At 59.3% G+C, this 24801-nt stretch carries 17 protein-coding genes; 7 read left to right on the top strand and 10 right to left on the bottom strand.

Going from position 1 to position 24801, the window contains the following annotated elements; all coding sequences use genetic code 11:
* The first annotated feature begins 7 nt into the window (after positions 1-7).
* From HKD21_RS04540 to HKD21_RS04530, 3 genes are read left to right on the top strand one after another with little or no spacing between them, the layout of a single operon-like run.
* The gene (locus HKD21_RS04540) at positions 8-1273 is read left to right on the top strand and encodes a M16 family metallopeptidase (protein ID WP_194254399.1); all 1266 of its coding nucleotides are present in this window, start codon (positions 8-10) and stop codon (positions 1271-1273) included.
* Complete coding sequence (locus HKD21_RS04535; protein ID WP_194254398.1) at positions 1270-2601, top strand: TldD/PmbA family protein; 1332 nt, start codon at positions 1270-1272, stop codon at positions 2599-2601. The genes HKD21_RS04540 and HKD21_RS04535 overlap by 4 nt, the downstream gene beginning before the upstream one ends.
* The gene (locus tag HKD21_RS04530; protein ID WP_194254397.1) at positions 2601-3545 is read left to right on the top strand and encodes a Tim44 domain-containing protein; all 945 of its coding nucleotides are present in this window, start codon (positions 2601-2603) and stop codon (positions 3543-3545) included. Before HKD21_RS04535 ends, HKD21_RS04530 begins: the two co-directional genes overlap by 1 nt.
* Before the next feature lie 183 nt (positions 3546-3728).
* Here the strand turns inward: HKD21_RS04530 and HKD21_RS04525 are convergent, their stop codons facing one another.
* From HKD21_RS04525 to HKD21_RS04515, 3 genes are all read right to left on the bottom strand, one after another.
* Entirely contained in the window at positions 3729-4679 is a 951-nt protein-coding gene (locus HKD21_RS04525; RefSeq protein ID WP_194254396.1) for a heme o synthase, read from the bottom strand.
* On the bottom strand, positions 4676-5854 hold the full coding sequence (locus HKD21_RS04520) for a cbb3-type cytochrome c oxidase subunit I (RefSeq protein WP_194254395.1): 1179 nt from the start codon (positions 5852-5854) through the stop codon (positions 4676-4678). Before HKD21_RS04520 ends, HKD21_RS04525 begins: the two co-directional genes overlap by 4 nt.
* 87 nt (positions 5855-5941) lie before the next feature.
* Entirely contained in the window at positions 5942-6622 is a 681-nt protein-coding gene (locus HKD21_RS04515) for a class I SAM-dependent methyltransferase (protein WP_194254394.1), read from the bottom strand.
* Positions 6623-6785: 163 nt separating this feature from the next.
* Between HKD21_RS04515 and HKD21_RS04510 the strand changes: the two genes are divergently transcribed.
* A complete protein-coding gene (locus tag HKD21_RS04510; RefSeq protein ID WP_194254393.1) occupies positions 6786-6986 on the top strand; it encodes a hypothetical protein in 201 nt (66 codons plus the stop codon).
* 23 nt (positions 6987-7009) lie between these two features.
* Here the strand turns inward: HKD21_RS04510 and gshB are convergent, their stop codons facing one another.
* From gshB to uvrB, 3 genes are all read right to left on the bottom strand, one after another.
* Positions 7010-7993 carry a glutathione synthase gene (gene gshB / locus HKD21_RS04505; protein WP_194254392.1) on the bottom strand — a complete coding sequence of 328 codons (984 nt, stop codon included), beginning with the start codon at positions 7991-7993 and terminating at the stop codon, positions 7010-7012.
* Between the two features lie 95 nt (positions 7994-8088).
* Positions 8089-8592, bottom strand: a complete 504-nt coding sequence (greB, locus tag HKD21_RS04500) for a transcription elongation factor GreB (RefSeq protein WP_194254488.1) — start codon at positions 8590-8592, stop codon at positions 8089-8091.
* A 1-nt stretch (position 8593) separates the two neighbouring features.
* Positions 8594-10807 (bottom strand): excinuclease ABC subunit UvrB, encoded by a 2214-nt coding sequence (gene uvrB / locus HKD21_RS04495; protein ID WP_288144818.1) that lies wholly within the window; start codon positions 10805-10807, stop codon positions 8594-8596.
* A gap of 168 nt (positions 10808-10975) precedes the next feature.
* Here uvrB and HKD21_RS04490 point away from each other — a divergent pair, with 168 nt between their 5' ends.
* Both HKD21_RS04490 and HKD21_RS04485 read left to right on the top strand, forming a co-directional pair.
* Positions 10976-11389: a hypothetical protein gene (locus tag HKD21_RS04490; RefSeq protein ID WP_194254391.1), complete on the top strand. Its 414-nt coding sequence runs from the start codon at positions 10976-10978 to the stop codon at positions 11387-11389.
* A 566-nt stretch (positions 11390-11955) separates the two neighbouring features.
* Entirely contained in the window at positions 11956-14175 is a 2220-nt protein-coding gene (locus tag HKD21_RS04485; protein WP_228120995.1) for a TonB-dependent receptor family protein, read from the top strand.
* A gap of 72 nt (positions 14176-14247) precedes the next feature.
* Here the strand turns inward: HKD21_RS04485 and HKD21_RS04480 are convergent, their stop codons facing one another.
* On the bottom strand, positions 14248-15609 hold the full coding sequence (locus HKD21_RS04480; protein ID WP_194254390.1) for an ABC1 kinase family protein: 1362 nt from the start codon (positions 15607-15609) through the stop codon (positions 14248-14250).
* Positions 15610-15617: 8 nt separating this feature from the next.
* Positions 15618-17426 (bottom strand): M3 family oligoendopeptidase, encoded by a 1809-nt coding sequence (locus HKD21_RS04475; RefSeq protein ID WP_194254389.1) that lies wholly within the window; start codon positions 17424-17426, stop codon positions 15618-15620.
* A gap of 122 nt (positions 17427-17548) precedes the next feature.
* Between HKD21_RS04475 and HKD21_RS04470 the strand changes: the two genes are divergently transcribed.
* Positions 17549-18682: an acyltransferase family protein gene (locus HKD21_RS04470; RefSeq protein WP_194254388.1), complete on the top strand. Its 1134-nt coding sequence runs from the start codon at positions 17549-17551 to the stop codon at positions 18680-18682.
* A gap of 9 nt (positions 18683-18691) precedes the next feature.
* On the opposite strand, the gene gltB is transcribed toward HKD21_RS04470, so the two are convergent.
* On the bottom strand, positions 18692-23212 hold the full coding sequence (gltB, locus tag HKD21_RS04465) for a glutamate synthase large subunit (RefSeq protein WP_194254387.1): 4521 nt from the start codon (positions 23210-23212) through the stop codon (positions 18692-18694).
* Positions 23209-24648, bottom strand: a complete 1440-nt coding sequence (locus HKD21_RS04460; protein ID WP_194254386.1) for an NAD(P)-dependent oxidoreductase — start codon at positions 24646-24648, stop codon at positions 23209-23211. Before HKD21_RS04460 ends, gltB begins: the two co-directional genes overlap by 4 nt.
* Positions 24649-24801 lie beyond the last annotated feature (153 nt).

Genomic DNA, 24801 nt, shown 5'->3' with positions numbered 1-24801 from the left:
GAACCTCATGCCCGATACGATTGAAGTCACCAGACTCGATAACGGCCTGACCATCATCACCGAACGGATGGACCGCGTTGAAACCGTGTCTTTCGGAGCCTATGTCTCCATCGGCACACGCGACGAGACCGCCGCCAATAACGGCGTCTCCCACTTCCTCGAACACATGGCCTTCAAAGGCACTGAGCGTCGTTCCGCCGCGCAGATCGCGGAAGACATCGAGAATGTCGGCGGCTACATCAACGCCTATACGGCCCGCGAAACCACCGCGTATTACGTCAAGCTGCTCAAGGATGATCTGGCGCTGGGCGTGGATATCATCGGTGATATCCTGACCCACAGCACATTCCTCGATGCCGAAATCGAGCGCGAACGCGGCGTGATCCTTCAGGAAATCGGTCAGGCCAACGATACCCCTGACGACATTATTTTCGACCAGTTTCAGGAACGCGCTTTCCCAGAACAGCCCATGGGTCGTCCCACATTGGGTTCGGAAGAACTCGTCTCGACCATGACGCGTGAAACGCTCATGTCCTACATGCGTGAACATTACACGACCCACAACATAACCATCGCCGCGGCCGGAAATCTGCACCACCAGCAGGTCGTCGATCTGGTGCAGGAGCATTTCCGCGACCTGCCGTCTCATCAGACACCCCGTCCCCGCGGGGCGGCCTATGAGGGCGGCGAACTCCGCACAACGCGCGAACTGGATCAGGCCCATCTCGTCATGGGGTTTCCCTCGGTCAGCTATATGCACCCCGATCATTACGCGGTCATGATCCTCTCGACGCTACTCGGCGGCGGCATGTCCTCACGCCTGTTTCAGGAAATCCGGGAGCGGCGTGGACTGGTTTACAGCGTCTATTCTTTCGCCTCTCCCTTCAGTGACAGCGGCCTGTTCGGCCTTTATGCCGGTACGGGTGAGGATCAGGCTGCCGAACTTGTCCCCGTCATGATTGACGAGCTCAAGCGGCTTCAGGACGGGCTGAGCGAAGCGGAAGTATCCCGCGCACGCGCCCAGCTCAAATCCTCGCTCCTGATGTCGCTGGAAAGCACGGGCAGCCGCTGCGAACAGCTCGCCCGCCAGATTCAGGTTCATAACCGCCCGATCCCGACCTCCGAGACCGTCGCGAAAATCGACGCCGTAACAGAAGCTGACATCCTGCGCGTCGCACAGACCATTTTCTCAGGCACGCCAACCTTCACCGTGATCGGTCCTGTCAGCACCATGCCCTCTCTGGAGGACATCACAGCAAGGCTCGCCGCATGACTTCAACGCCCGTCGAAGCCCTTCTCGCCGCCGCCCGTCGCCATGGCGCGGACCACGCGGACGCCATTTTCATCCGTGACGAGTCTGAATCCGCCCTGATCCGCAAAGGCGTTCCCGAAGGCATCGAGCGCTCCGAAAGTGTCGCCCTTGGTTTGCGCGTCTTTCGCGGCAAACGGGCCGCTACGGTTTCGACGAGCGTTCTGAACGAGGCCGAATTTGACCGTCTGGCCGAACAGGCCTGCGCCATGGCCCTCGTCATCCCCGAAGACCAGTATGCCGGACTTGCCGAATCCGCCCTTCAGGGCCGTTTTGACGCCGCCGGACTGGACCTCGAATGCAGTGCCTCGCCGAGCATGGACGACCTCCTCGCCCGTGCCCGCGAGGCCGAGGACACCGCGCTGTCCTTTAAGGGGATCACCAACACCAACGGCGCCTCCGCAGGTCACGGTCGCACCTCGGTCGCACTCGGCACCTCGGCAGGGTTCTTCGGCGCTTACAGCCGCACTGCACATTCCACCAGTGCCAGCGTTCTCGCCGGTGAAGGTGGCACGATGCAGCGCGACTACGCGTATCGCAGCGCTGTTCATCTCGAAGATCTCGAAAGCCCAGCCATCATCGGTCGCGAAGCCGCCGAACGCGTGTTGGCTCGCATCAATCCCGGTCGCCCCCGCACAGGCACCTACAGCGTCATCTACGATCCGCGCGTCTCGGCATCGCTGCTCGGCCATCTAGTCGGTGCCATCAACGGCGCGGCCATTGCACGCGGGACGTCATTCCTCAAGGAAAGTCTCGGCAAGCAGATCCTCTCCGCTGGTCTGACCGTCCATGACGATCCGCGCCGCATCCGGGGGGCAGCGTCCCGACCCTTCGATGCCGAAGGCTGTGCTGCTCTGCCGCTGGATCTGATTGCAGATGGCGTCCTCCAGACATGGCTGCTTGATTCCCGCAGCGGTCGCCAGCTCGGTCTGTCCACAAACGGCCGTGCCAGCCGTGGCGTCGCATCTCCGCCTTCTCCGAGTGTGACAAATCTTCATCTCGCAGCCGGAACCCTTTCTTCCGAAGCCCTGCGTTCCGATATCAGTGAAGGGATCCTGATCACCGAGCTCATGGGTTCGTCGGTCAACATGCTGACCGGCGATTACAGCCGTGGCGCTTCGGGTTTCATGATCCGCAACGGCGAAATTGCCGAACCCGTCGCCGAACTCACGGTTGCGGGCAATCTGAAAGACATGTTTGCCCGCATGATTCCGGGCAGTGACCTGATGTTCCGGCAAAGCGTGAATGCGCCCAGCATCCGGATCGACGGCATGAACATTGCAGGACTTTGATGCGTAATTTTCGACTTCTCCCTCTCGCTTTCGCAGTCTTCTGCCTCTTTGGAACGGCAGATGCCCGTCCGGGCGGCGGCAGCTCCATTGGAAGCCGTGGCTCCCACACCTGGAGCGCCCCGCCGCGTACCTCCATCACGCCCGGCTGGGCGCGCCCGATGGATCAGTCCGCAACCCCGCGCCCCTCGCCCAATTACGGCGGCGCACCCGGCTATGCTGCTCCGGCCCGTCCAATGCCGGGCTACGGCGCTCCAGCCTACAGACCATCCTATCCCGTGCGTCATCCGTTTCTGAGCGGCTTTGCAGGCGGCTTTCTGGGCGCAGGTCTGTTTGGCCTGCTGAGTGGACACGGCATGATGGGCGGTATGACCGGCGGAACATCGTTCTTCGGCTTCCTGTTTCAGGTCCTCATTATCGGTGGCCTGATCGCCTTCGTCCTGCGTATGTTTGGAAACCGGCGTCAAAGCCAGATGGGTGGCAGTTCTGCAGGAATGCCCACGGGCGCCCCGGCTTTCGGCAATAGCGGCGGCAGCACACCCGTGACGCTCACCAATGACGACTATACGAGCTTCCAACGGCTCCTGCTCGACATTCAGGCGGCCTGGAGCGCACAGAACATGCGCGCGCTTGCCAGCATGGCTACCCCGGAAATGACGGGCTATTTCAACGCCCAGCTTTCCGAACTCGCCAGCCGTGGCGCACGGAATATCGTCTCCAACGTTCGCTTCCAGCGTGGAGACCTTTCCGAGGCCTGGCGTGAAGGTAATATGACCTACGCCACCGTCGCCATGCGCTACACCATGACGGACGTCACGACGGACTCCATGGGCAATGTCATCGACGGCAGCTCCACTGAAGCCGTAACCGTGACTGAACTCTGGACCTTTGTCCGCGCCGATGGCCGCGGCAACTGGATCCTCTCTGCCATCCAACAGGCAGGCTAAAAAGCAGCTAAACGAAAAAAGGCCCGGGGTTTTCCCCGGGCCTTTTTTATTGTCTGAACGATTCTTAAAGCCGCGTCAGCGTAATCACATAAAAAATTACGGCCAGCAGCACCACACCGCTGACAATTCCCGTAATCCGGCTCAACCGTCTCTTGCGGGCAAGATCAACATCCGTCGTCATGGTCATCCGATTAGAACCCGGTCAACAAGAAGTCCGCAGAACAGCAAAAACAAATAGGCCAGCGAGTAACGGAATGCGATGCGCGCTGGCTTGTCTTTTGTCAGGCTCACACCCTCTGCATCCTGCTTGTCCATCAGCACCCGGAACGCGCAAAGAATGAAGCCCAGATCCAGCAGACTGGTCACGATTGTATAGGTCAGCCCGACTTCATGAACGAACGTCGGCACCAGTGATACCGCCGTAAGAATGAACGTATAGATCAGGATCTGCCATCGTGTATGACGCGCACCCTTCACGACCGGCAGCATCGGAATGCCAGCCTTGTCGTAATCCTTGCAGGCATACAGCGACAGCGACCAGAAGTGTGGTGGCGTCCACAGGAACACGATCGCAAACATCGCCACAGGCAGAACTGCCATCGAATTCATGCTCGCAGCCCAGCCGATCATTGGCGGAAAGGCGCCCGCAGCACCGCCGATTACGATGTTCTGCGGCGTGCTACGCTTGAGCCACATCGTGTAGATGACGCTGTAGAAGAAAATCGAGAACGCCAGAATTCCGGCTGCCAGTGCATTCGTCGCCAGCCAGAGCACAACCACAGACAATACCGACAGGACGACGCCATAAACCAGCGCCGCCTGTTCCGGCATACGCCCGTCAGGAATAGGCCGTACCACCGTCCGCTTCATGATCGCGTCGATGTCGCGGTCATACCACATGTTGATGGCCCCTGCGGCCCCTGCCCCGATGCAGATGCACAGGATGGTAATCAATCCGATGGGAATGGACGGCCAGTGCGGCGCCACGGCCATGCCCGCAGCACCGGTAAACACCACCAGCGAAATCACCCGCGGCTTGAGCAGCGCCAGCCATTCACGCAGGGACGGATCATTATCCTTCCCCGGAACGGAAAAAACCCCCGAAGGGGCCAGAGGTGTTGTCGTATCACTCATGCCGAGACCCGGGCACGCCCGGTCTCCCTCAACAGGAACAGTCCCACCAGCCCAAAGACCAGCAGACTGACACCCATCAGAATCTCACCATAGATCATCACGACCGGCACGATCGAACAGAACGCTCCCACCAGCATGAGACCCGCATGGACCCGACTCAGCAAAGAAGGAATACGACCGGGGAGAAGCCTCTCAACCCAGGCATAGAACCCGCCACACAGCGCCATGATCCCACCAAATGCCACGGCCGTATGGTCGCCTGAATGGCCCGGCAGAGCATCAGACAGCCATCCCGCCGCAAACAGAAGAATGCTGCCAATCGCCCACAGCGCAGTTCCATCCAGATCGCGCTTCTGCTGCCACACATCCCGGCACAGTGCCCCGATCAGCACCACCGACGGCACAATCTGCGTCACCAACATAAGACTGGCCCCTACCTCGGATGCCAAAGAGCCATACAGTCCGTCCATCCAGAACAGCGGGCCACCAATCCCCATCACGCCAAACACATAAGGCGCAACCGTCCAGGATGCCCCGCCACGGGCAGAACGTGACAGAAGGGCCGACGCGACCAGCCCGAGTGCTGGGGTCAGCATCAGTGCCATTTCAGGCAGATGGAGCGTTGCGATGAGGGCGTCGGTGGTCAGTCCGTCCATCATGCCGCGCGTCACGACAGCCGCCAGAACCGGCGCCACCAGAACGACACTGCATGCCGTTGCGAGCAGCGACCATGCCAAAGGTGCCATGTCCCTGAAACGGCAGGTCCGTCCTTCAAGACAGGTGGTAATCACGTCAGTCGCTACGGCCAGAATACCAGCAGACCAGAGGAGCATCGCGACGAACGGCAGGATGGGCAGAAGGACAACACCTGCCGAAAGAAAACCGAACCCCGCCAGCGTCAGTCCGCGAAGTACCGTCCGGTCAGTCCCGAGCGCTGCCGGCAATAGCCACTGCCCGAACCCGCCCAGCGCGGCAGGACACATGACGAAGAACGTCATGAGAATACCGTGGCAGAAGGCCTGTCCACTTGTGGGATGTGTCTGGAGAATTGGCAGGGCCAGCGACCCACCCAGCAGGCCCGCAAACAGGGCCAGCAGAATGAAGGATGTCCCGACTCGGCAGCTGGAACGGGCCGAGGCAGTATCCGGAGCAGTATCGACGGCCTGATAAGTCATGATCGCGTAGTCGGTCCCTGAACTTAGGAATACCGCAGCGAGCGTCGGAATACTCGGCGCCGACACACGTGCGGAACCAAACGCCGATCAGGCGACCAGGGCTGCTGCGTCGCTTTTACTCTCGCATTGCGGCAATGTCACGAGTGTAAACAGTCCCGCAGGCGGAACCGGCATCAGCGTCGCACGACGCAGGTCTTCCGGCGGCAAAAGCGACTCAATTGCGAAATCCGGATGCCAGCCCAGGGAGCGGGACGCCCGGGCCATGCCACGCTCTACCGACAGACGCACGCCGCCAGTCGCCAGAAAATGATTCACGAACAGGATATGCCCGCCCGGCTTCACGACGCGCTTGAGTTCAGCCAGCAGCCGGTCGGGGTGCGGGACGACCGATGCCACAAACATCGCTACCGCAATATCGAAGCTGTCATCTTCAAACGTCGTGGCTTCCGCGTCCATTTCCAGCAGATCGTCCACATTCGTCAGATGCTCCTGAAGCACCCGCATCCGCGCACGCTCCAGCATGTCTTCGGAGAGATCGATTCCCGTAATGCGTTTGCTCTGGGAATAGGCAGGCAGGGCCAGCCCTGTTCCAACACCGACTTCCAGAACCCTCTCTCCTGGCAGAGCATTGACCGCAGCCACTGCTCTTTTACGCCCGTAACCCGAAATACCGCCGAAAACAGTATCATAAACACGGGCCCAACGACGATAAGCCGTTTTGACGGCTTCCGCGTCCAGTGCCGAACGCGGGGAAAGGGTTGAGGACATTGTGATATACGACCTTCTTTGTCCGCCCGACCTTCGCAGGCCAGAGCTATCCAGAACATGTTCAATTCGCACCTTCTTGCCCTCCCCGATAGGCATCTGGCAAGACACGCAGTGTGCATGACGTTTCAAGCCCATGTTTCCGACGGGGCCAAGGAGGACAAACATGCTGGTCTATTGTATTGTGGCGCTCACTTTCGTGATTTGGGGCACCATCTATTTCCTGTATTTCCGCGTGCAGCTTAGGGACTGGTTCGGTAATCGTTTCGGTCGGGACAGCGACGCCAAAATAGAGGAAACCCTGCCCGATGAACCCCGAATGTCCCTCACCTACACGTCGAATTCAGAAGATAGTCGGCAGCGTTAGCCTTTTCTTTTCCTGATCGCAGATCACTCTGACGCCAGAACGCGCCCTTCGATTGCATCCCAGATCAGCCCCGCGCTGTTGATGCCGTCAAAACGGTCCAGCTCCTGCAGGCCCGTTGGTGACGTGACGTTGATTTCCGTCAGCCAGTTCCCGATCACGTCGATCCCGGTAAAAATCAGCCCGTGTTCGCGCAGATATGGTCCGATCGACTCACAGATTTCCCGGTCGCGGGCCGTCAGCTCAACACTCATGGCCCGACCGCCGACATGCATGTTCGAACGTGCTTCTCCCGTTGCGGGAACCCGGTTGATCGCACCGATTGGCTCGCCATCCACCAGAATGATACGCTTGTCCCCCTGACGCACGGCCGGCTCATAACGCTGGATCATGAGCGGTTCACGCGAACGTGCGAAATGCATCTCCAGCAGCGCACCCAGATTCTCATCATCCGGCTTAATCCGGAATATTCCGGCTCCACCATTGCCGAAGAGTGGCTTGACGATCAGGTCGTGATATTTTTCCCGGAACGCCAGAATTTCGCGCGTATCCCACGTTACAAGCGTCGGAGGCATCAGGTGCGGGAAATGCGTCACCAGCAGCTTTTCCGGCGCGTTCCGCACCGCCACCGGATCGTTCACCACGAGCGAGCGTCCCTCACCCACACCGTGCACATGCTCCAGCATATGCGTGGCCGTGATGTAACCCATGTCGAACGGCGGGTCCTGACGCATCAGGATCACATCCGTCTGCCCCAGATCCAGAACCTGCTCTTCACCGAACGTTGCATGATTGCCGCGCTCGCGCCGCACCTCGACCCGGCGCGCCCGCGCTTGCACACGGCCGCCGCGTCCCTGCCCTTCAACGAGGCTCAGCGTCGTCACAGGATAGACCCACAGCTCATAACCGCGCGTCTGAGCCTCAAGCATCATCGCAAACGTGGAGTCGCCGTCAATATTAACGGACTCCAGAGGATCCATCTGAACAGCAACGCGAAGAGAACGGGACATCAGGAAACTCCGGTCCGGGGAAATGGGAGTGGAATAGTCTGTGTAAACGCAGGTTGTACTTTTTCAAAGCCACGCCCCTGCCGCACGTTCAAACGTCAGGCCGCTACCGCCACGGGATAGGCGATCTTCAGGATTTCGATCTCGACCGGCCCGCCCGGCGTCTGTAACATCGCCACGTCCCCGACCCGCGTTCTCATCAGCGCCCGCGCCACCGGCGAGACCAGACTGACCTCGCCACGCGCCAGATCGGACTCGTCCACGCCGAGGATCGTCACCGTGTGTTCGACGTCATCTTCGTCCACATAGGTCACGGTCGCGCCGAAAAACACCCGGTCCCGCGTGGTCTGCCCGGCGGGATCGACGATCACCGCGTTTTCCAGACGCTTGCCCAGAAACCGCATCCGCCGGTCAATTTCCCGCAGTCGGCGCTTGCCGTACTGATAGTCCGCGTTCTCCGAACGGTCGCCATTGCTGGCCGCCCAGGACACGATCTCCACAATGCGCGGCCGTTCCTTCTGCGCGAGTTCCTTCAGTTCGGCCCGCATCACAGCCGCCCCTTTCGGCGACAGGTAATGCGACAGCGGCGTCTTCTCAGCCATCTCAGCGGCCTCCCCGACCGCGTTTTTTCTTGGCCGGATCATACCCGCCCCCACCCGGCCCCAAAGGCACGGGCGTCTTCGGAGCCTTTCTCGCACCCGGACGTCCGGCGGTCGAGTTGGCAATCGGTGGCGGCTCCAGCCCCATATCGATCGCCTCAAGCCGCTTGACCTCGTCGCGCAGTCGGGCGGCCTGTTCGAAGTCCAGATTGGCGGCGGCCTCCCGCATCCGCTTTTCCAGATCCTGAATAGTCGCGGGGAGCGATTTACCGACGAACTGTTCCGTATCCCCAGAGCCGTCCGGCGCGACCGTCACATAATCCTGCTCGAATACCGACGACAACGCATCGCCGATCTTCGACCGCACTGTCATCGGCGTAATTCCGTGCGCCTCGTTCCATTCCGTCTGCTTGGCCCGACGCCGCGCCGTCTCTTCGATCGCGTATTTCAGACTGTCCGTCATCTTGTCCGCATACAGCAACACACGGCCATCGACGTTACGCGCCGCACGCCCGATCGTCTGGATCAGCGACGTCTTGGAACGCAGGAATCCTTCCTTGTCCGCATCCAGAATAGCCACGACCGAACATTCCGGAATATCCAATCCCTCACGCAGCAGGTTAATCCCCACCAGCACGTCAAAGGCCCCCAGTCGCAGATCGCGGATGATCTCGATCCGCTCCAGCGTATCCACATCTGAGTGCAGATACCGGACCTTGATGCCCGCTTCGCCCAGATAATCCGTCAGATCTTCTGACATCCGCTTGGTCAGAGTCGTGACAAGCACACGTCCGCCCTTGCTGATCGCGTCCCGGCACTCATGCAGCAGATCATCGACCTGCCCTTCGACCGGACGCACATCCGTTACCGGGTCAATCAGCCCCGTCGGACGGATGATCTGCTCGGCAAACACACCGCCTGTCTGCTCCATCTCCCACGGTCCCGGCGTCGCAGAGACGAAAATCGACTGCGGCCTGAACGCATTCCACTCCCCGAACGCCAGCGGACGGTTGTCGATACAGGACGGAAGACGGAACCCGTAATCCGACAGCACGCTTTTCCGCGCCCTGTCTCCACGCTCCATGCCACCAATCTGCGGCACCGTGACATGGCTCTCATCCACGATCAGCAGCGCATCTTCTGGCAGATATTCGAACAGAGTCGGCGGCGGATCTCCCGGACCACGCCCGGACAGGTAGCGGGAGTAGTTCTCGATCCCCTTGCACGCTCCGGTCGTCTCAATCATTTCCAGATCGAAGGTGGTCCGCTGCGACAGACGCTCCGCCTCCAGCAGCTTTCCATCCTCGGTGAACTGCTGGAGGCGCCCGCGAAGTTCATTTTTGATCCCGATCATCGCCTGATTGAGCGTCGGACGCGGCGTCACGTAATGCGAGTTCGCATAGACGCTGATTTCCGCCAGATCCGCCGTCTTGTTTCCCGTCAGTGGATCGAACTCCACGATCTGGTCGATCTCATCGCCAAACAGCGACACGCGCCAGGCCCGGTCCTCATTCTGCACCGGAAAGATGTCGATCTGCTCGCCGCGCACACGGAACGTCCCGCGCTCGAATGCTGCGTCATTGCGACGGTACTGCAGCTCCACCAGCGCCTTGATCAGCCGCTCGCGGTCGATGGAGCCACCTACTTCAAGCCGCACCACCATCTTCGAATACGTTTCGACCGAACCGATACCATAAATGCAGGAAACGGACGCCACAATGATGACGTCATTGCGCTCCAGCAGTGCCTGCGTGGCGGCATGGCGCATTCGGTCGATCTGTTCGTTAATCTGGCTGTCCTTCTCGATATACGTATCCGACCGTGGCACGTAGGCCTCCGGCTGGTAGTAATCGTAGTACGACACGAAATACTCGACCGCATTATCCGGAAAGAACTGCTTCATCTCCCCGTAAAGCTGCGCCGCCAGGGTTTTATTGGGGGCCAGAATGAGAGTCGGCTTCTGCGTTGCCTCAATGACTTTCGCCATGCTGAACGTCTTGCCCGAGCCGGTCACACCCAGCAGGACCTGATCCCGCTCGCCGCCTTCGACACCCTTCACAAGCTCCGCAATCGCCGTCGGCTGATCGCCCGCCGGATCATAGTCCGACTTGACGACGAGTTTGCGCGTCTTGGGTTTGACGGGCTGCCTCTCGGGGAGAAACTGCGTCAGAGGCATGGATGCGGCGTTGCGAACGGAAGATGTTGGTTTTTTGGCCATCATCGCAAGATGGGAAACCGCGCGACACAGGACAAGAGGCATCTGCCCACACACCCTGCCGGACAACATTCCGCCCGCATATCTTTATGACATTTTATTGCTGAAAGGGATGGAGAGACTCGCCGCCCGAGGGTATCAACACCCCTGTCTCTTTGAAGGAAAACCGTCATGGACGTTCAGACGATCGAGCAGACCTACATCCAGCTCCAGCAGCAGGCCCAGCAAACCGCGCAGGCGCTTCAGGCTCTCGGCTCCAAGATGCAGGCTGCTGTCCAGAGCGGCGACATGCAGGCTCGGGAATGGTCCCTCGATCTGCGCGAACTCGCCCTCGCTTTTCAGGCCGAACAACAGCAGGTCACGAACCTTCTGCAACAGCTTCACGCAGCACTATCCAACGCCCAGCCCGACTACGGCGCACAAGCCGTCTATCAGGCCCCGACACAGCAGATCCCCGTGCAGCCCGTTCAGGCCCTTCCCGACAATAATTTCGTCTCTGACATCCTCAATTCCGGCTTCGCCCGCTCTGTCGAGGCTGGCGCAGGATTCAGCATCGGCAACGACCTCATCAAAGAAATCTTCTGACGCTCCTCACAACTCTGGCCCGGTATATTTCGCAAAGTCATGATCAGACCCGACTTGCCATCGGGTCAGATCTTAGAAACCGTCAAAAACGGGCAATTTTCTGATCGGTATTTTTAAAATTGGCAAACAACATTAATTAAAAGCCAATAATATAAATTATTACAAGTAAATAAAATGATTTATTATCTTTGGATCTATTTTTTATTTATCAACCCCCTTTCAATCCCTTTCCCGCAATAATTCGTTTCATATGTGGCGCATTTGCCAAGCCAGCATAGATTATGACTTATTGTTTAATAATAATGTTGCAATGTTTCAATTCCATGACATAGCGTGAATTCCAGAATTTTATGAACAGAAACTGGAACTCGCTCGTGCAGTCAGCCTTGGGACGATATCTTTTATCCGGTGTCGCATTGATCGGCCTTCTGGTCAGCCCGACGCGGGCCGCCAGCGCCACGCACAAAACGCATTCACATCATGCTAACCAAGCCAGGACCACAGCATCCGCACACCGTGCACTCCCCGCACACAAACATTCAACAGTGGCATCCGGCACTGAAGACATGACGGTTCATGCGCGGCGCAGAGGCTCCCACAGTGCGGTAGAAGTTGTCACACGAGAAACGATGGATCATTTCGTGGCTGGCACAAGCCCGATGCAGATCCTCGCCCTTACGACGCCTGGCGCAAACTTCGCCTCCGATGATGCTTTCGGACTCGATACAGTCGCCAACACTCTCTACGTCCGAGGCTTCAACCAAACACAGCTCGGCGTCTCTCTGGACGGGATCCCGATGGGCAGACAGGGCTTCCACAACTGGAACGGCCTCGGTGTCGACCAGATGGAAATTCAGGAAAACATCACCAGCCTGACCATGTCGCAGGGCGCAGGCGCACTGGACACTCCATCAGCCCAGACGCTTGGCGGTGCCATCACCTTCACCTCTGCAGATCCTTCCGACAAGGCGGGCGGCCAGATCAGCCAGCTTTTCGGCAGTTATAACGGCTTCAGAACTTTCGGCCGTGTGGATAGTGGCAAGCTGAATTCCAGCGGCACAAAATTTTATGCTGCCTACGCCCGCACCGATCAGGATCTCTGGAAGGGCTATGGCGATCAGCAGGAACAGCAGGCTAACTTTAAACTGGTCCAGCCCGTTGGTGATCGCGGCAAAATCACAGCCGTTTTCGACTATTCGAACTTCGAACAATATAACTATCTCAGCCTGACCAAGAACATGTGGCAGAAGATGGGGCGCAATACGACCTACCTGAAACCCAATTATGCCCTCGCCAAAGAATACGCTTACTACGCCCAGAATGGCGGCGTACCTCCGGGACTTGAAGGAGTTCTGTCCAACGATGAAATTGGCGATTACGCTTATGACAGCTCCCAGACACAGCGGAATTATCTTTCCGCCATTACGGGTGAGTTCCAGCTTTTCCCCAACGTTACATCCAGGACAATTGCTTACGCCCATGTTTCGAACGGAGATTACAGTGCCTCCAATCCGTTCCTGACATCCCCGACCTCACAAGTTCCGATGGCGATGGAAACCGGGCACCCCGATGTCCGACGTTTGGGTTTCGTCCAGAACTTTGACATCCATGCCGGTCATAACAACGACATTAAAACCGGTATCTGGTACGAAAACGACCGCTTTAACTATCCGATGATGATGTATGAAGACGGGGTTAATACTCCGCATTCCTCCATTGCCGACTTCAAGAACGGAACAACATGGTGGGCAGATTCTTTCAACACCAACACGTTTCAGTTCTATCTGCAGGACACCTACCGAATCATTCCGGGCATGACTGTTGAAGCAGGTTTCCGTTCGCTGCTGCAAACAACGCATGGTGGAACCAGCGTCGACAATACGAGTTCGCTTTCTTCATGGGGTGTTTATTACAGCCACCCTGCGTCCGGTAATCTGACGGCAGCGAACGCCTTCCTCCCGCATTTCAACTTCGACTACCACTTCCTCAATCAGCACGAAGTTTATTTCGATATTGCTGAAAACATGCGCGCTTATGATTACTCCGCACAGAGTTCCAGCGGATCGGCCTGGTCAGGTCTCGGAAGCGCATCCAACCCTGCGCAGACCGTTTTCGACGAAAACAAGAAGTCGCTGCGCCCGGAGCGGACCTGGAATTACGTCGTTGGCTACCGCTTCAACTCCCATTTCTTTTCTGGAAGCGCGGATTTCTACCATACAGATTACTATAACCGCCTCGCCGCCATCACCAGTGGCTCAACGGGAAACACCTACAGTTCATTCATGAATGTGGGACATGAAACCATGAACGGCGCAGACGTCGCGGGGACGTTCCGTCCGCTTCCAGGACTGGCCATCACCAACAGCTTCAGCTGGAATGATGCGACCTATGAAGATACGCATCTTCCCTATAATGGCGGTTATGTCAGCATCAAGGGCAAGCAGCAGGTCTATTATCCAAAATTCATGTACAAGGCTGACGTGAGCTATACTTGGCATCGTGCAACATTTAACTTCAACACCACATACACAAGCGCACGCCAGATGACCTATACCAATGATGAGCAGATTCCTGCCTACTGGACGTCAAACCTCAATGTTGCTTACGATTTCGGCAAGGTCGGCTTTGCCCAGAGCCTGAAGACGTCCTTTGGGGTCACCAACCTCTACAATCAGAACTATATCGGTGGCGTCTATGGCGCAGCTTCGGTTGCTGGCGATGACAACGCAAATCTGTTTGCCGCAGCACCGCGCGAATTCTTCGGAACGATTGCAGCCCAGTTCTGAACCGGTACTCGCAACCCAGAAACAAAAAGGGCGCTTCCTTTGCAGGAAGCGCCTTTTTTGCGACTGAACCCTTCAGAGTGACGACAGCGCCGGCGGCACCTTCGCCTTCTCCAGAGCCTCTTTCTGACGCGCCGCCAGAATAGTCACATCGAATCCCTCGATCAGTTCCTCGAACATATTGTGCCAGTTCAGTCGTGCTTCCAGACGCAGGAATGCACTGCCAAGCCCGATCGCAGAGCGGTCCATCAGCACGAATTCACGCGGCAGCTTCACACCGCCGGTGCGCTTGAGTCCGTCATAGACCTTCTCCAGAACCTGACGTGCTTCCGCGGGATCGTTACTTTCCTGCATGGAGCACACGCGGTCCGTCATCAGCGGACGATAGAAGAACCGTGCCCATTCATTCAGAATACCCGCCGTCTCACGCGAGATCCCGACGAAGCCCCACTTGCTGTAGGCATGGAAGGCGAGTTCCTCGTTGTTCTCCCGCAGTGCCTTGAAGAGATCGATGATCCCTTCCACAAATCGCGGCGAGAAAATCCGGACGGCCCCGAAATCCAGCAGGTTCAGACCATAATCGTCACGCACGGTGAAATTGCCCATATGCGGGTCACCGTGAATGACACCGTAGTGATAGACTGGGGTGTACCAGGCCTTGAACAGCGCCGTGGCCATCGCATTGCGATCTTCCAGTGGCAGGTTTTCGCCCAGAACGGCCCGCATACTCCGGCCACTCACCCAATCCATCGTCAGCAACCGCCCGGTGGACATCTCTTCGACTGGCGCCGGAACCGTGACCTCGGGCGTCTCCGAGAGCATGTCCCGATATAGCCGCAGATGGCTTGCTTCCCGCCGGTAATCCAGTTCCTCGCGCAGTCGATCCGCGAGTTCGGTATAAACTTCGTCCTGCCGGATCGTGGTCTCAAACTGCTTGTAAATGCCGAGTGCGGCCCGGAACTGCCGCAGATCCGAATCTACGGCCGCCTGCATGTCCGGATACTGCAACTTGCAGGCGACTTCCCGCTCATCGATCAGACGCGCCCGATGCACCTGTCCGAGCGAAGCTGCCGCGACGGCTTCATGGCTGAAGGAGCGGAAATGCTTTTCCCAACCCGCTCCAAGCTCCGCCTGCATGCGACGGCGCACGAAGCTCCAGCCCATCGGCGGCGCATTGGACTGCAAATGTGCCAGTTCTTCAGCGTATTCGTCTGGCAGCGCGCCGGGAATGGTGGAGAGAAGCTGGGCCGCCTTCATCAGCGGCCCTTTGAGGTTTCCCAACGCCGACTTCAGGCCCTCTGCATGAACGCCCTTGTCCGTCTTGAAGCCCAGACGGTTGCCCGCCATCCGCGCCGCAATACCGCCGACCGCGCCGGAAGTCCGCGCCATGCGACGCAGTTCTCCCATAAGGCCGGTGTTGTCGAGATCCCTCGCCATGATGCTCCTCAGTCCTCCTGCTCGAGCTGATCAATCAGCCCCGAGATCACATCCAGTCCTTTACGCCAGAAACCCGGATCTGTCGCATCAAGTCCGAACGGCGCAAGCAGTTCCTTGTGCCGCAGCGTCCCCCCTGCTTCGAGCATGGTGCGGTATTTCGCAGCAAAACCCTCAGGTTTTTCCTGATAAACGCCATAAAGCGCATTCACCAAGCAGTCTCCGAAAGCATACGCATAAACATAGAACGGGGAATGCACGAAATGCGGAATGTAAGACCAGTACAGGTCATAATCCGGTGTGAAGTGGAACACGGGACCCAGACTCCGCACCTGAACCTCCCGCCAGATTTCCCCCAGACGCTCCGGTGAAAGCTCGCCCTTCGCCCGCTCGTCATGAACCTTCACTTCGAACTGGTAGAATGCGATCTGTCGGACAACCGTGTTCAGCATGTCCTCGACCTTCGCCGCCAGCATGTGACGACGGCGCTTCGGATCGCTTTCTGCATCCAGCAGAGACTGGAACGTCAGCATTTCGCCAAATACTGATGCCGTCTCGGCCAGCGTCAGGGGCGTATCGGCGTTCAGATAACCCTGCTTTTTCCCGGCCAGCGTTTGATGCACGCCATGCCCCAGTTCATGCGCCAGCGTCATCACATCGCGCGGCTGCCCGCGATAGTTCATCAGAATATACGGATGCACGGACGGCACGCAGGAATGGGAGAACGCACCTGAAGACTTCCCCGCAACAGGGGCTGCATCGATCCAGGGATTGGTCAGGAAGTTCTGGACAATCTCGCCCAGAGCCGGATCGAACCCGGCATAGGCCGTCCGCACGATCTCCTTGCCCTGCTCCCAGTCAATCTGGCGCGTCTCCACACCCGGCAGCGGGGCATTGCGGTCCCAGTGTTCCAGCGTCTCCAGCCCGAGCCACTTCGCCTTGAGCGCATAATACCGGTGCGCCAGACGCGGATAAGCCTCGTCCACCGCGCCCACCAGCGCATCGACAACCTCGTCCTCGACCATGTTCGCTAAGTTCCGCGAACTCGTCGGGCGCGGATAGCCGCGCAGCTTGTCCCCGATCGCCTTGTCCTTGGCGAGCGTGTTGGTAATCATCGTCAGCAGACGCGAGTTCTCGCCCAGAACCGCACTGATCTGCTGCGCCGCAGCCTCGCGCTTCGCACGATCCGCGTTCGTCAGCAGATTAAACGCATCGCCCAGCGGCTTCTCCTCACCGTCGATCGTGACACTCAGCGTCGCCATCGTTTCATCGAACAGCCGGTTCCAGGCATTCCGCCCCGTCACCGACTTGTCCATCAGCACCTGCTCGACCTCATCGGAAAGCTGATAGGGCCGGTACATCCGCAGATCCCGCAGATACGCACCCCACTTACGCATTTCCGGTGCTTCGCAGATCCGTGCCAGATTCTCGTCCGCAATCCGGTTCAGTTCCAGCGTGAAGAACATCAGATCGGAGGCCACCTCCGTCATCCGCTCCTGCACACCCTGCGCAAACCGTCCCCAGACCGGATCGGTCGTATGCGCGGCAAAACCGAGGCTGGAGAACGACCCGATCTTCCCGAGTCCTTCTTCGATTTCTTCATACTTCGCAAAGGCCGCCGCGAGTTCTGCACCGCTCAGACTGTCCAGACGCCCCTTATACGTCTCGCAGAAACGACGCGCCTCCCCCGCCCAGCGATCGAAATCCGCCGCCAGAGCCGGATCTTCTGGCGAAACATAGAGATCGGACAGGTCCCAGCGGGGCGGTATCTGCTCCCCGGAGGACGAATTGGGCGTGCCGTCAACGGCAGAAAAGAGCATGGTCATATCCCTGACCTTAGAGCCACAATCCTCGCCGTCAAACGGGATGTTGATGACAAATCCGTAGTGTAAAACCGCTCTCAGACTGCGATGCAGCCCCAAACCGGATTTTTCGCCACATCATGCAAGAATACCCCTCCTACGCATCTGAACGGCTCGCATCCTTTGAAAATCTGCGTCAGCGAATCGCAGGTCCAGATCTGGTGCGATCGATCGCCATTCTCGACGTTCTGATCTGCCATGACGGAATCATGTTCTCATCCTGGTGGCACCGGGATCTCCCGTTTCATCTGGCGGTGCTCGGCTTCTACGGCGTGATGCTATTTTTCGTGCTCAGCGGCTTCCTGATTGGCACCATCATGCTGGATCTGCTGGAACGCGGAACCTCAGTAAAAGGCTGGAGCATTTTCGTCATCCGCCGATGGATGCGAACCCTTCCGGCCTATTATGCGTGGCTGTTCGCACTGCTGATTCCGCTCGCCTATTTCGGCCCCTACGGCGTGACATGGGACGAAGCCAGGCGCATGCTGCCCTGGTTCCTGACCCTGACGCAAAATCTAGGTTGGCCCATGGTTTCGAACTGGTACGACGCCACATGGTCGCTCTGCGTAGAAGAGTGGTTCTATATCGCCTTCCCGGTGCTGCTGCTCACACTTCTCGCCTGCCGCCTGAAACCGGTGCTGGCCTTCGGAACCACTCTGGCGGCTTTCTTTATCGTTCCGCTCTGCTGGCGCCTGTCTCTCCCCACGGACGTCAACTGGAACGAAGTCACCAGCAAAATTGTTCCCTGCCGCTTCGACTCCATCGCATGGGGCATTGCCGCTGCCTGGCTGTACCGATGCAAGCCCGCAGTTACCCGCTACAGCACCTCTCTCGCAGCATTGGGCACTGTCATCGTGCTCACAGTCTGGTGGCGTAACACCGGAGACAACGCGCTCTGGCCGTCGCGCTTTGGCGCCATGGGATCATTTGATGTCGTGGGCTTCGGCTACGCGCTCTGCATGCCCGCAATGATGCGCCTGCAAACGCTGCCTCCCCTGATCGGCCCGGCGGTCCGCAGCCTCAGTACCCACAGCTACGGGCTTTATCTGTGCCATCTTCCACTGGTGATGATGGCGACTGACCTTCAGACCCGCTACGGCCTCGGTCGCCGCCACGCCGTGATCCTTACGATCCTCACCACAATCGGAGGCGCGATCCTGTCATGGCGTCTCGTGGAACGCCCCTGCCTGAGACTCCGTCCCAAGCAGGGGTAAAACGCTTCTTCAGGCCGAAAGCTGCGACAGATCTTCCTGAACATAGCCGATGATCCGCGCATAATCGCGCGGCACGATATGCCAGAACCGCTCCAGCGTCCGCTCCCAGCAATGCAGCAGATCCTCGGCATAGGTGCTGCCCGTCTCCGCAACATGCCGTTCCACAAGCGCGCGCAGTTCCTGATCCCAACGGCTGCCTGCCTGCACGCGGCTCCACATGACAGTATCCGGATTGATCTGCGCCTCGAACCGTCCCTTCACGTCCAGCACATAAGCCATACCCCCCGTGAAACCGGCGCCGAAATTGTCGCCTGTCTCTCCAAGGATCACGACCGTGCCGCCGGTCATGTATTCGCAGGCATTCGAGCCACAGCCCTCAACCACTGCCGTCGCCCCCGAGTTTCGGACCGCAAAACGCTCACCCGCCTGTCCGGCTGCAAACAGCGTGCCTGACGTCGCCCCGTACAGCACCGTGTTTCCGATGATCGCGCTCTGCTCGGACGCCCACTGCGCCGCCGGTGACTTGCGGACAACGATCGTCGCGCCCGAAAGCCCCTTGCCGACATAGTCGTTGGCATCGCCCTCGACCTCGATCTTGAGGCCCTGCACACCGAACGCACCCAGAGACTGCCCGGCAGACCCGCGAAGCGACAGTGTAAGCTGGCCTTCCGGAAGCTCTTTCATACCGAATTTGCGCGTAATCAGCCCCGAAACCCGCGTGCCGATTGCACGATGGGTGTTCTGCACCGTGTAGTGCAGATGCAGCTTCTCCCGACGCTCGAACAGCGCCGTCGCATCCGGGATGATCTGCCCGTCCAGCGTCTCGGGCACTTCGTTGCGTCCCTCACGGGTGCAGAAACGCGCATGCTCGCCCGGATCCGCCTGAACCAGTAGCGAGTTCAGATCCAGATCGTCCAGATAATCCGCACCACGCGACACCTGACGCAGCATGTCCGTCCGCCCGATCACCTCTTCAAGCGACCGCACACCCAGATCCGCAAGAATATGCCGGATGTCTTCCGCAATCAGCGTGAACAGGTTGATGACCTTCTCAGGCGATCCCCCGAACTTCTCCCGCAGCTTTTCATCCTGCACACACACACCCACCGGGCAGGTGTTGGAGTGGCACTGGCGCACCATGATACAGCCCATCGCCACCAGTGCCGCCGTGCCGATACCGAATTCTTCGGCACCCAGCATCGCCGCCATGACAACGTCGCGTCCTGTCTTGATGCCGCCATCCGTCCGCAGCACCAGACGATGACGCAGCCGGTTCAGCATCAGCACCTGATGTGCCTCCGACAGCCCCATTTCCCACGGCAGACCCGCATAATGGATCGAAGACTGCGGGCTCGCACCCGTCCCGCCCGAATGGCCGGAAATCAGGATCGCATCTGCCTTGGCTTTCGCCACACCGGCCGCAATCGTACCAATGCCCGTCCGTGCCACCAGCTTGACCGTGACGGTCGCCGTCGGGTTGATCTGCTTGAGATCGTAAATGAGCTGCGCCAGATCCTCGATCGAATAGATGTCGTGATGTGGCGGCGGCGAAATCAGCGTGACCCCCGGCGTCGCATGACGCAGACGCCCGATCAGTTCCGTGACCTTAAAGCCCGGAAGCTGGCCGCCCTCGCCGGGCTTTGCGCCCTGCGCCATCTTGATCTCGATCTCGCGGCAGTCGTTCAGATACTGCGCGGTCACGCCAAAACGTCCGGACGCCACCTGCTTGATGGCCGAAGACGCATTGTCTCCGTTCGGACGCGGCTTTGAGCGTTCGGCATCCTCGCCACCCTCACCGGAATCGGACTTCGCGCCGATCCGGTTCATGGCAATCGCCAGCGTCTCATGCGCCTCGGGGCTGAGCGCACCCAGCGAAATTCCCGGTGCCACCAGACGGCGACGGATCTGCGTGATGCTCTCGACCTCATCCACCGGAACCGGGGCATGAAGCGGCTTGAAATCCAGCAGATCACGCAGCGCCACCGGCGGCATTTGACGCACCGCATCCGCATAACGTCGGTATAGCGTGAAGCTGTTCGCCGTCACTGCGCTCTGGAGCATGTGCACGAGCTGGCCAGAGAACGCATGCGTCTCACCCTGACGCCGCAGCTTGTAACGCCCACCGACAGGCAGTGCTTCGACCTTCCGGTTCCACGCGGCCGCATGTGCGCCAAGGATGTTGCGTGCGATTCCCGGCAGACCGATCCCCGAAATCCGCGAGGGCATACCCGGGAAGAACTCGGCCACCAGCGCACGGGACAGTCCAATCGCCTCGAAATTATACCCGCCGCGATAGGCCGAAATGATCGAAATGCCCGACTTGGACATGATCTTGAGCAGACCCTTATCCACGGCCTTGCGATAGCGCTCCATTGCCTCACGCAGCGACATCTTGCCGAACAGCTCGCGCCGCAGCCGGTCCGCCACGCAATACTGCGCCAGAGCCGGGTTCACTGTCGTGGCACCAACGCCGATCGTCACAGCAATCGCATGAACGTCGATCGCCCCGGACGTCCGCACGTTCAGCGACGTGAACGTCCGCAGCGAGTTGCGCACCAGATGAATATGCACGGCTGCGGTGGCAAGGATCATCGGAATCGCAACACGCGTCGCGTCCGTGTTGTCATCCGTCAGGAACAGATGCGTGCACCCGCCACGAACATGATCCTCCGCCTGCGCCCGAATGGACGCAATCGCCGCCCGCAGCCCTTCCTCGCCCTCTTCGGCCGGGAAGGTGCAGTCGATGACGCCCGCGTTCTCGCCGCAGACCTTCCGCAGCTCATCGAACTCACCAATCGTCAGAACAGGGCTCGGCAGCTGCAACAGGTCGCACTGCTCCGGCGCCTGATCGAGAATATTCCCCAGATTACCCAGCCGCGTGATCAGGCTCATCACCCGCGTCTCACGCAGGGAATCGATCGGCGGATTCGTAACCTGACTGAACCCCTGACGGAAATAATGCGCCAGCCCGCGATAGATCTGCGACAGAACCTGAAGCGGCGTATCGTCTCCCATGGAGCCCAGAGCCTCAGCCGCCGTCTCCACCATCGGGTGCAGGATCGTCTCCAGCTCCTCATGCGTCAGACTGACCGCCACCTGATGCCGCCGCAGCACATCCGGGTCCAGCGCCTCGGGCTCAACCACATCGCGCACGATCGGCTCGATATCACGGATGCGCTTCACCCAGCCCTGAAAGTCCTGACGCGAAGCCAGCATCTCCAGCAGTTCTTCGGACTGGTAAAGCCGCCCCTCTTTCAGATCCAGCGCCAGCGTCTGCCCCGGACCAAGCCGCCCACGGCTTTTGACGCGCGCATCCGGCACCCGAACCATTCCGGTCTCGGACCCGACGATCAGCAGACCATCTTGCGTGATGCTGTAACGCAGCGGCCGTAGCCCGGCACGATCCAGCCCGGCCACGACCCAGCGCCCATCCGTCGCACACAAAGCCGCCGGGCCATCCCACGGCTCGATCACGGCATTGCAGTACCGGAACAGCGCGCGCGCCGCGTCGGACATCGCCGAGTTCGCACCGCCAGAGGCCGGCACCAGCATCGTCTTCGCCATCGGCGCATCCCGCCCGGCGAAGGTCAGCAGTTCGAACACATTGTCCAGAACCGCCGTATCCGAACCCGCAGCCTGCACAACAGGCTTCAAATCCGCCATGTATGGGTCCAGATCCGGATGGGCGAGCCGCGTTTCATGCGAGCGCATCCAGTTTGTATTGCCCGAAATCGTGTTGATCTCGCCGTTATGCGCCACCTTGCGGAACGGCTGGGCGAGCTTCCAGGTCGGGAATGTGTTGGTCGAATACCGCTGATGGTAGATCGCAAACCGCGAGACGAACCGCTCATCCAGCAGATCCGGATAAAAATCCGTCAGGTTCTCCGCAAGGAACATGCCCTTGTAGATCACCGAGCGGCAGGACATCGAACACACATACAGATCAACCTGCTGCGCCGTCGCCTGCTTCTCGATCCGCCGACGCAGCACATACAGGTCGCGCTCGAACTCGTCCTCGGACCGGCCGAGCCGGTTGCGGATCATGATCTGTTCGATCTCCGGCCGCGTCTGGTTGGCCTTTTCGCCAATGCACGCCGTATCGATCGGCACCTGACGCCAGCCATAGATCCCGTAACCGAAATTCAGGATTTCCGTCTCGATGATCTGACGGCCCCGCTCCTGCGAGCCCAGATCGGTCTTGGGCAGGAACACCATGCCGACCGCAATGCGCCCATCGATTGTATCGTCGCTGGAACCGTTATGGATCGCCTCGGCAAAGAAATCCTGCGGGATTTCCACATGAATGCCTGCGCCATCGCCAGTCTTGCCATCTGCGTCGACCGCGCCGCGATGCCAGATATTGCCCAGCGCCTCGATGCTCGCCAGCACCACGCTGCGCGACGGCTTGCCATCCAGCGATGCAACCAGACCCACACCGCAGGAATCGCGCTCCTGCGACGGGTCATACAGCCCCTTCAGGCGTTCGACGTTCTCAGCATACTCGCGGATGAAATCGTTATTGTGTGTCATTCCGCGGCCTCCAGAGAACCGGTCACTGTTTCAGTCAGATGATGATGGATCGCATCGGCTGCGTCCCGGCCATCCTTGATCGCCCAGACAACAAGGCTTGCGCCGCGCACGATATCGCCCCCGGCAAACACACCCGGCAGGCTCGTCTCAAAGCCCCCCGGCGGCACCGTCAGCGTGCCCCAGCGCGTCACGGCCAGATCGGGAGCGGCAAACTGTTCCGGCAGATCCTCGGGATCGAAGCCCAGAGCCTTGATGACCAGATCGCCCTTGATCACGTCATGCTGCCCCGTGCCCTCGATGGACCGACGGCCCGACGCATCCGGAGACCCAAGCCGCATCTTCAACACGCGCACGCCCGACACGCTGCCGTCTCCAAGGAACGCTTCCGGCGAGCCCAGCCATTCGAACTGCGCGCCTTCTTCCTCGGCGTTATAAACTTCCTGCCGTGACCCCGGCATGTTCGCCCGGTCCCGACGGTAAACGCAGGTCACACGCTCGGCACCCTGACGGATCGACGTACGCACGCAGTCCATGGCCGTGTCACCACCGCCAATGACCACGACCCGACGCCCCTTCGCGTGAAGCGCTGCATCCTCGCCCGGATCTTCATCGTAACCGCGACGGTTGGACGCCGTCAGGAAGTCGATCGCATCGACAACACCCTCAAGCCCGGCCCCCGGCACCTTCACGTCGCGCGAGCGGTACACACCTGTTGCCAGAAACACCGCATCATGCCGCGCCCGCAGATCCTCAAGAGACGTCTCACCTGCACCCGAGCCAACCGGCGTGGAGAGATGGAACACAATCCCCTGCTCTTCCAGCAGCGCGTGACGGCGCGCCATTACGTGCTTTTCCAGCTTGAAGCTCGGAATGCCGTAGGTCATGAGTCCGCCCACACGGTCCTGACGTTCATAGACATGAACCTCGTAACCCTGTGCCCGCAGCCGTTCCGCACAGGCCAGTCCTGCCGGGCCGGAACCAACGATCCCGACACTTCTCCCCAGTTCCCGGTCCGGAAGTGCGGGCTTCACCCAGCCCTGCTCAAACGCATTTTCGGTAATGAACCGCTCGACAGCGCCAATGGTGACGCTCTCAAAGCCTTTGTTGATGACGCAATTGCCTTCGCACAGGCGATCCTGCGGACAGATACGCCCGCAGATTTCCGGAAACGTATTCGTCGCGGACGACATTTCATACGCTTCCTCAAGCCGGTCCTCAGCCGTCAGCTTCAGCCAGTCGGGAATGTTGTTCCCTAACGGACAATGCACGGAGCAGAACGGGATGCCGCACTGGGAACACCGCGACGCCTGCTCTTCCGCCCGGCTGCGCGCGAACCCACGGTAAATCTCCCCGAAATCCTGGCGGCGTTCGGCCGCGTCGCGCTTCTCGGGAAGCACCTGGGGGTGGGTGACGAACTGCAACATCCGTTCGGCCATGCGTCGTGTCTCCTGCAAACATGCGAGTAAGAATGCAGCTATTCCGTCACTTTATCCAATAACAGTCAGCAATGCTGACCTTTCATGCGAAATGACCCATCTTCTCATCGCATGAGCTATTTTTCACACAGATTTTAAGGTCCGTATCGGACC

The organism is Gluconobacter cerevisiae, from assembly GCF_015244675.1.
Lineage (GTDB): Bacteria > Pseudomonadota > Alphaproteobacteria > Acetobacterales > Acetobacteraceae > Gluconobacter > Gluconobacter cerevisiae.
Note: the sequence above shows the minus strand (reverse complement) of the source record. Positions and strands in the feature narration are given on the sequence as shown.

Coding starts and splice junctions, on each gene's coding strand:
- HKD21_RS04510 (WP_194254393.1), top strand. CDS start 6,786: ATGCTGGTCTATTGTATTGTGGCGCTCACTTTCGTGATTTGGGGCACC.
- gshB (WP_194254392.1), bottom strand. CDS start 7,993: ATGTCCCGTTCTCTTCGCGTTGCTGTTCAGATGGATCCTCTGGAGTCC.
- HKD21_RS04525 (WP_194254396.1), bottom strand. CDS start 4,679: ATGAGTGATACGACAACACCTCTGGCCCCTTCGGGGGTTTTTTCCGTT.
- HKD21_RS04475 (WP_194254389.1), bottom strand. CDS start 17,426: ATGCTCTTTTCTGCCGTTGACGGCACGCCCAATTCGTCCTCCGGGGAG.
- HKD21_RS04490 (WP_194254391.1), top strand. CDS start 10,976: ATGGACGTTCAGACGATCGAGCAGACCTACATCCAGCTCCAGCAGCAG.
- HKD21_RS04470 (WP_194254388.1), top strand. CDS start 17,549: ATGCAAGAATACCCCTCCTACGCATCTGAACGGCTCGCATCCTTTGAA.
- gltB (WP_194254387.1), bottom strand. CDS start 23,212: ATGACACACAATAACGATTTCATCCGCGAGTATGCTGAGAACGTCGAA.
- HKD21_RS04460 (WP_194254386.1), bottom strand. CDS start 24,648: ATGGCCGAACGGATGTTGCAGTTCGTCACCCACCCCCAGGTGCTTCCC.
- HKD21_RS04520 (WP_194254395.1), bottom strand. CDS start 5,854: ATGACTTATCAGGCCGTCGATACTGCTCCGGATACTGCCTCGGCCCGT.
- HKD21_RS04535 (WP_194254398.1), top strand. CDS start 1,270: ATGACTTCAACGCCCGTCGAAGCCCTTCTCGCCGCCGCCCGTCGCCAT.
- HKD21_RS04515 (WP_194254394.1), bottom strand. CDS start 6,622: ATGTCCTCAACCCTTTCCCCGCGTTCGGCACTGGACGCGGAAGCCGTC.
- HKD21_RS04540 (WP_194254399.1), top strand. CDS start 8: ATGCCCGATACGATTGAAGTCACCAGACTCGATAACGGCCTGACCATC.
- HKD21_RS04485 (WP_228120995.1), top strand. CDS start 11,956: ATGACGGTTCATGCGCGGCGCAGAGGCTCCCACAGTGCGGTAGAAGTT.
- uvrB (WP_288144818.1), bottom strand. CDS start 10,807: ATGGCCAAAAAACCAACATCTTCCGTTCGCAACGCCGCATCCATGCCT.
- greB (WP_194254488.1), bottom strand. CDS start 8,592: ATGGCTGAGAAGACGCCGCTGTCGCATTACCTGTCGCCGAAAGGGGCG.
- HKD21_RS04480 (WP_194254390.1), bottom strand. CDS start 15,609: ATGGCGAGGGATCTCGACAACACCGGCCTTATGGGAGAACTGCGTCGC.
- HKD21_RS04530 (WP_194254397.1), top strand. CDS start 2,601: ATGCGTAATTTTCGACTTCTCCCTCTCGCTTTCGCAGTCTTCTGCCTC.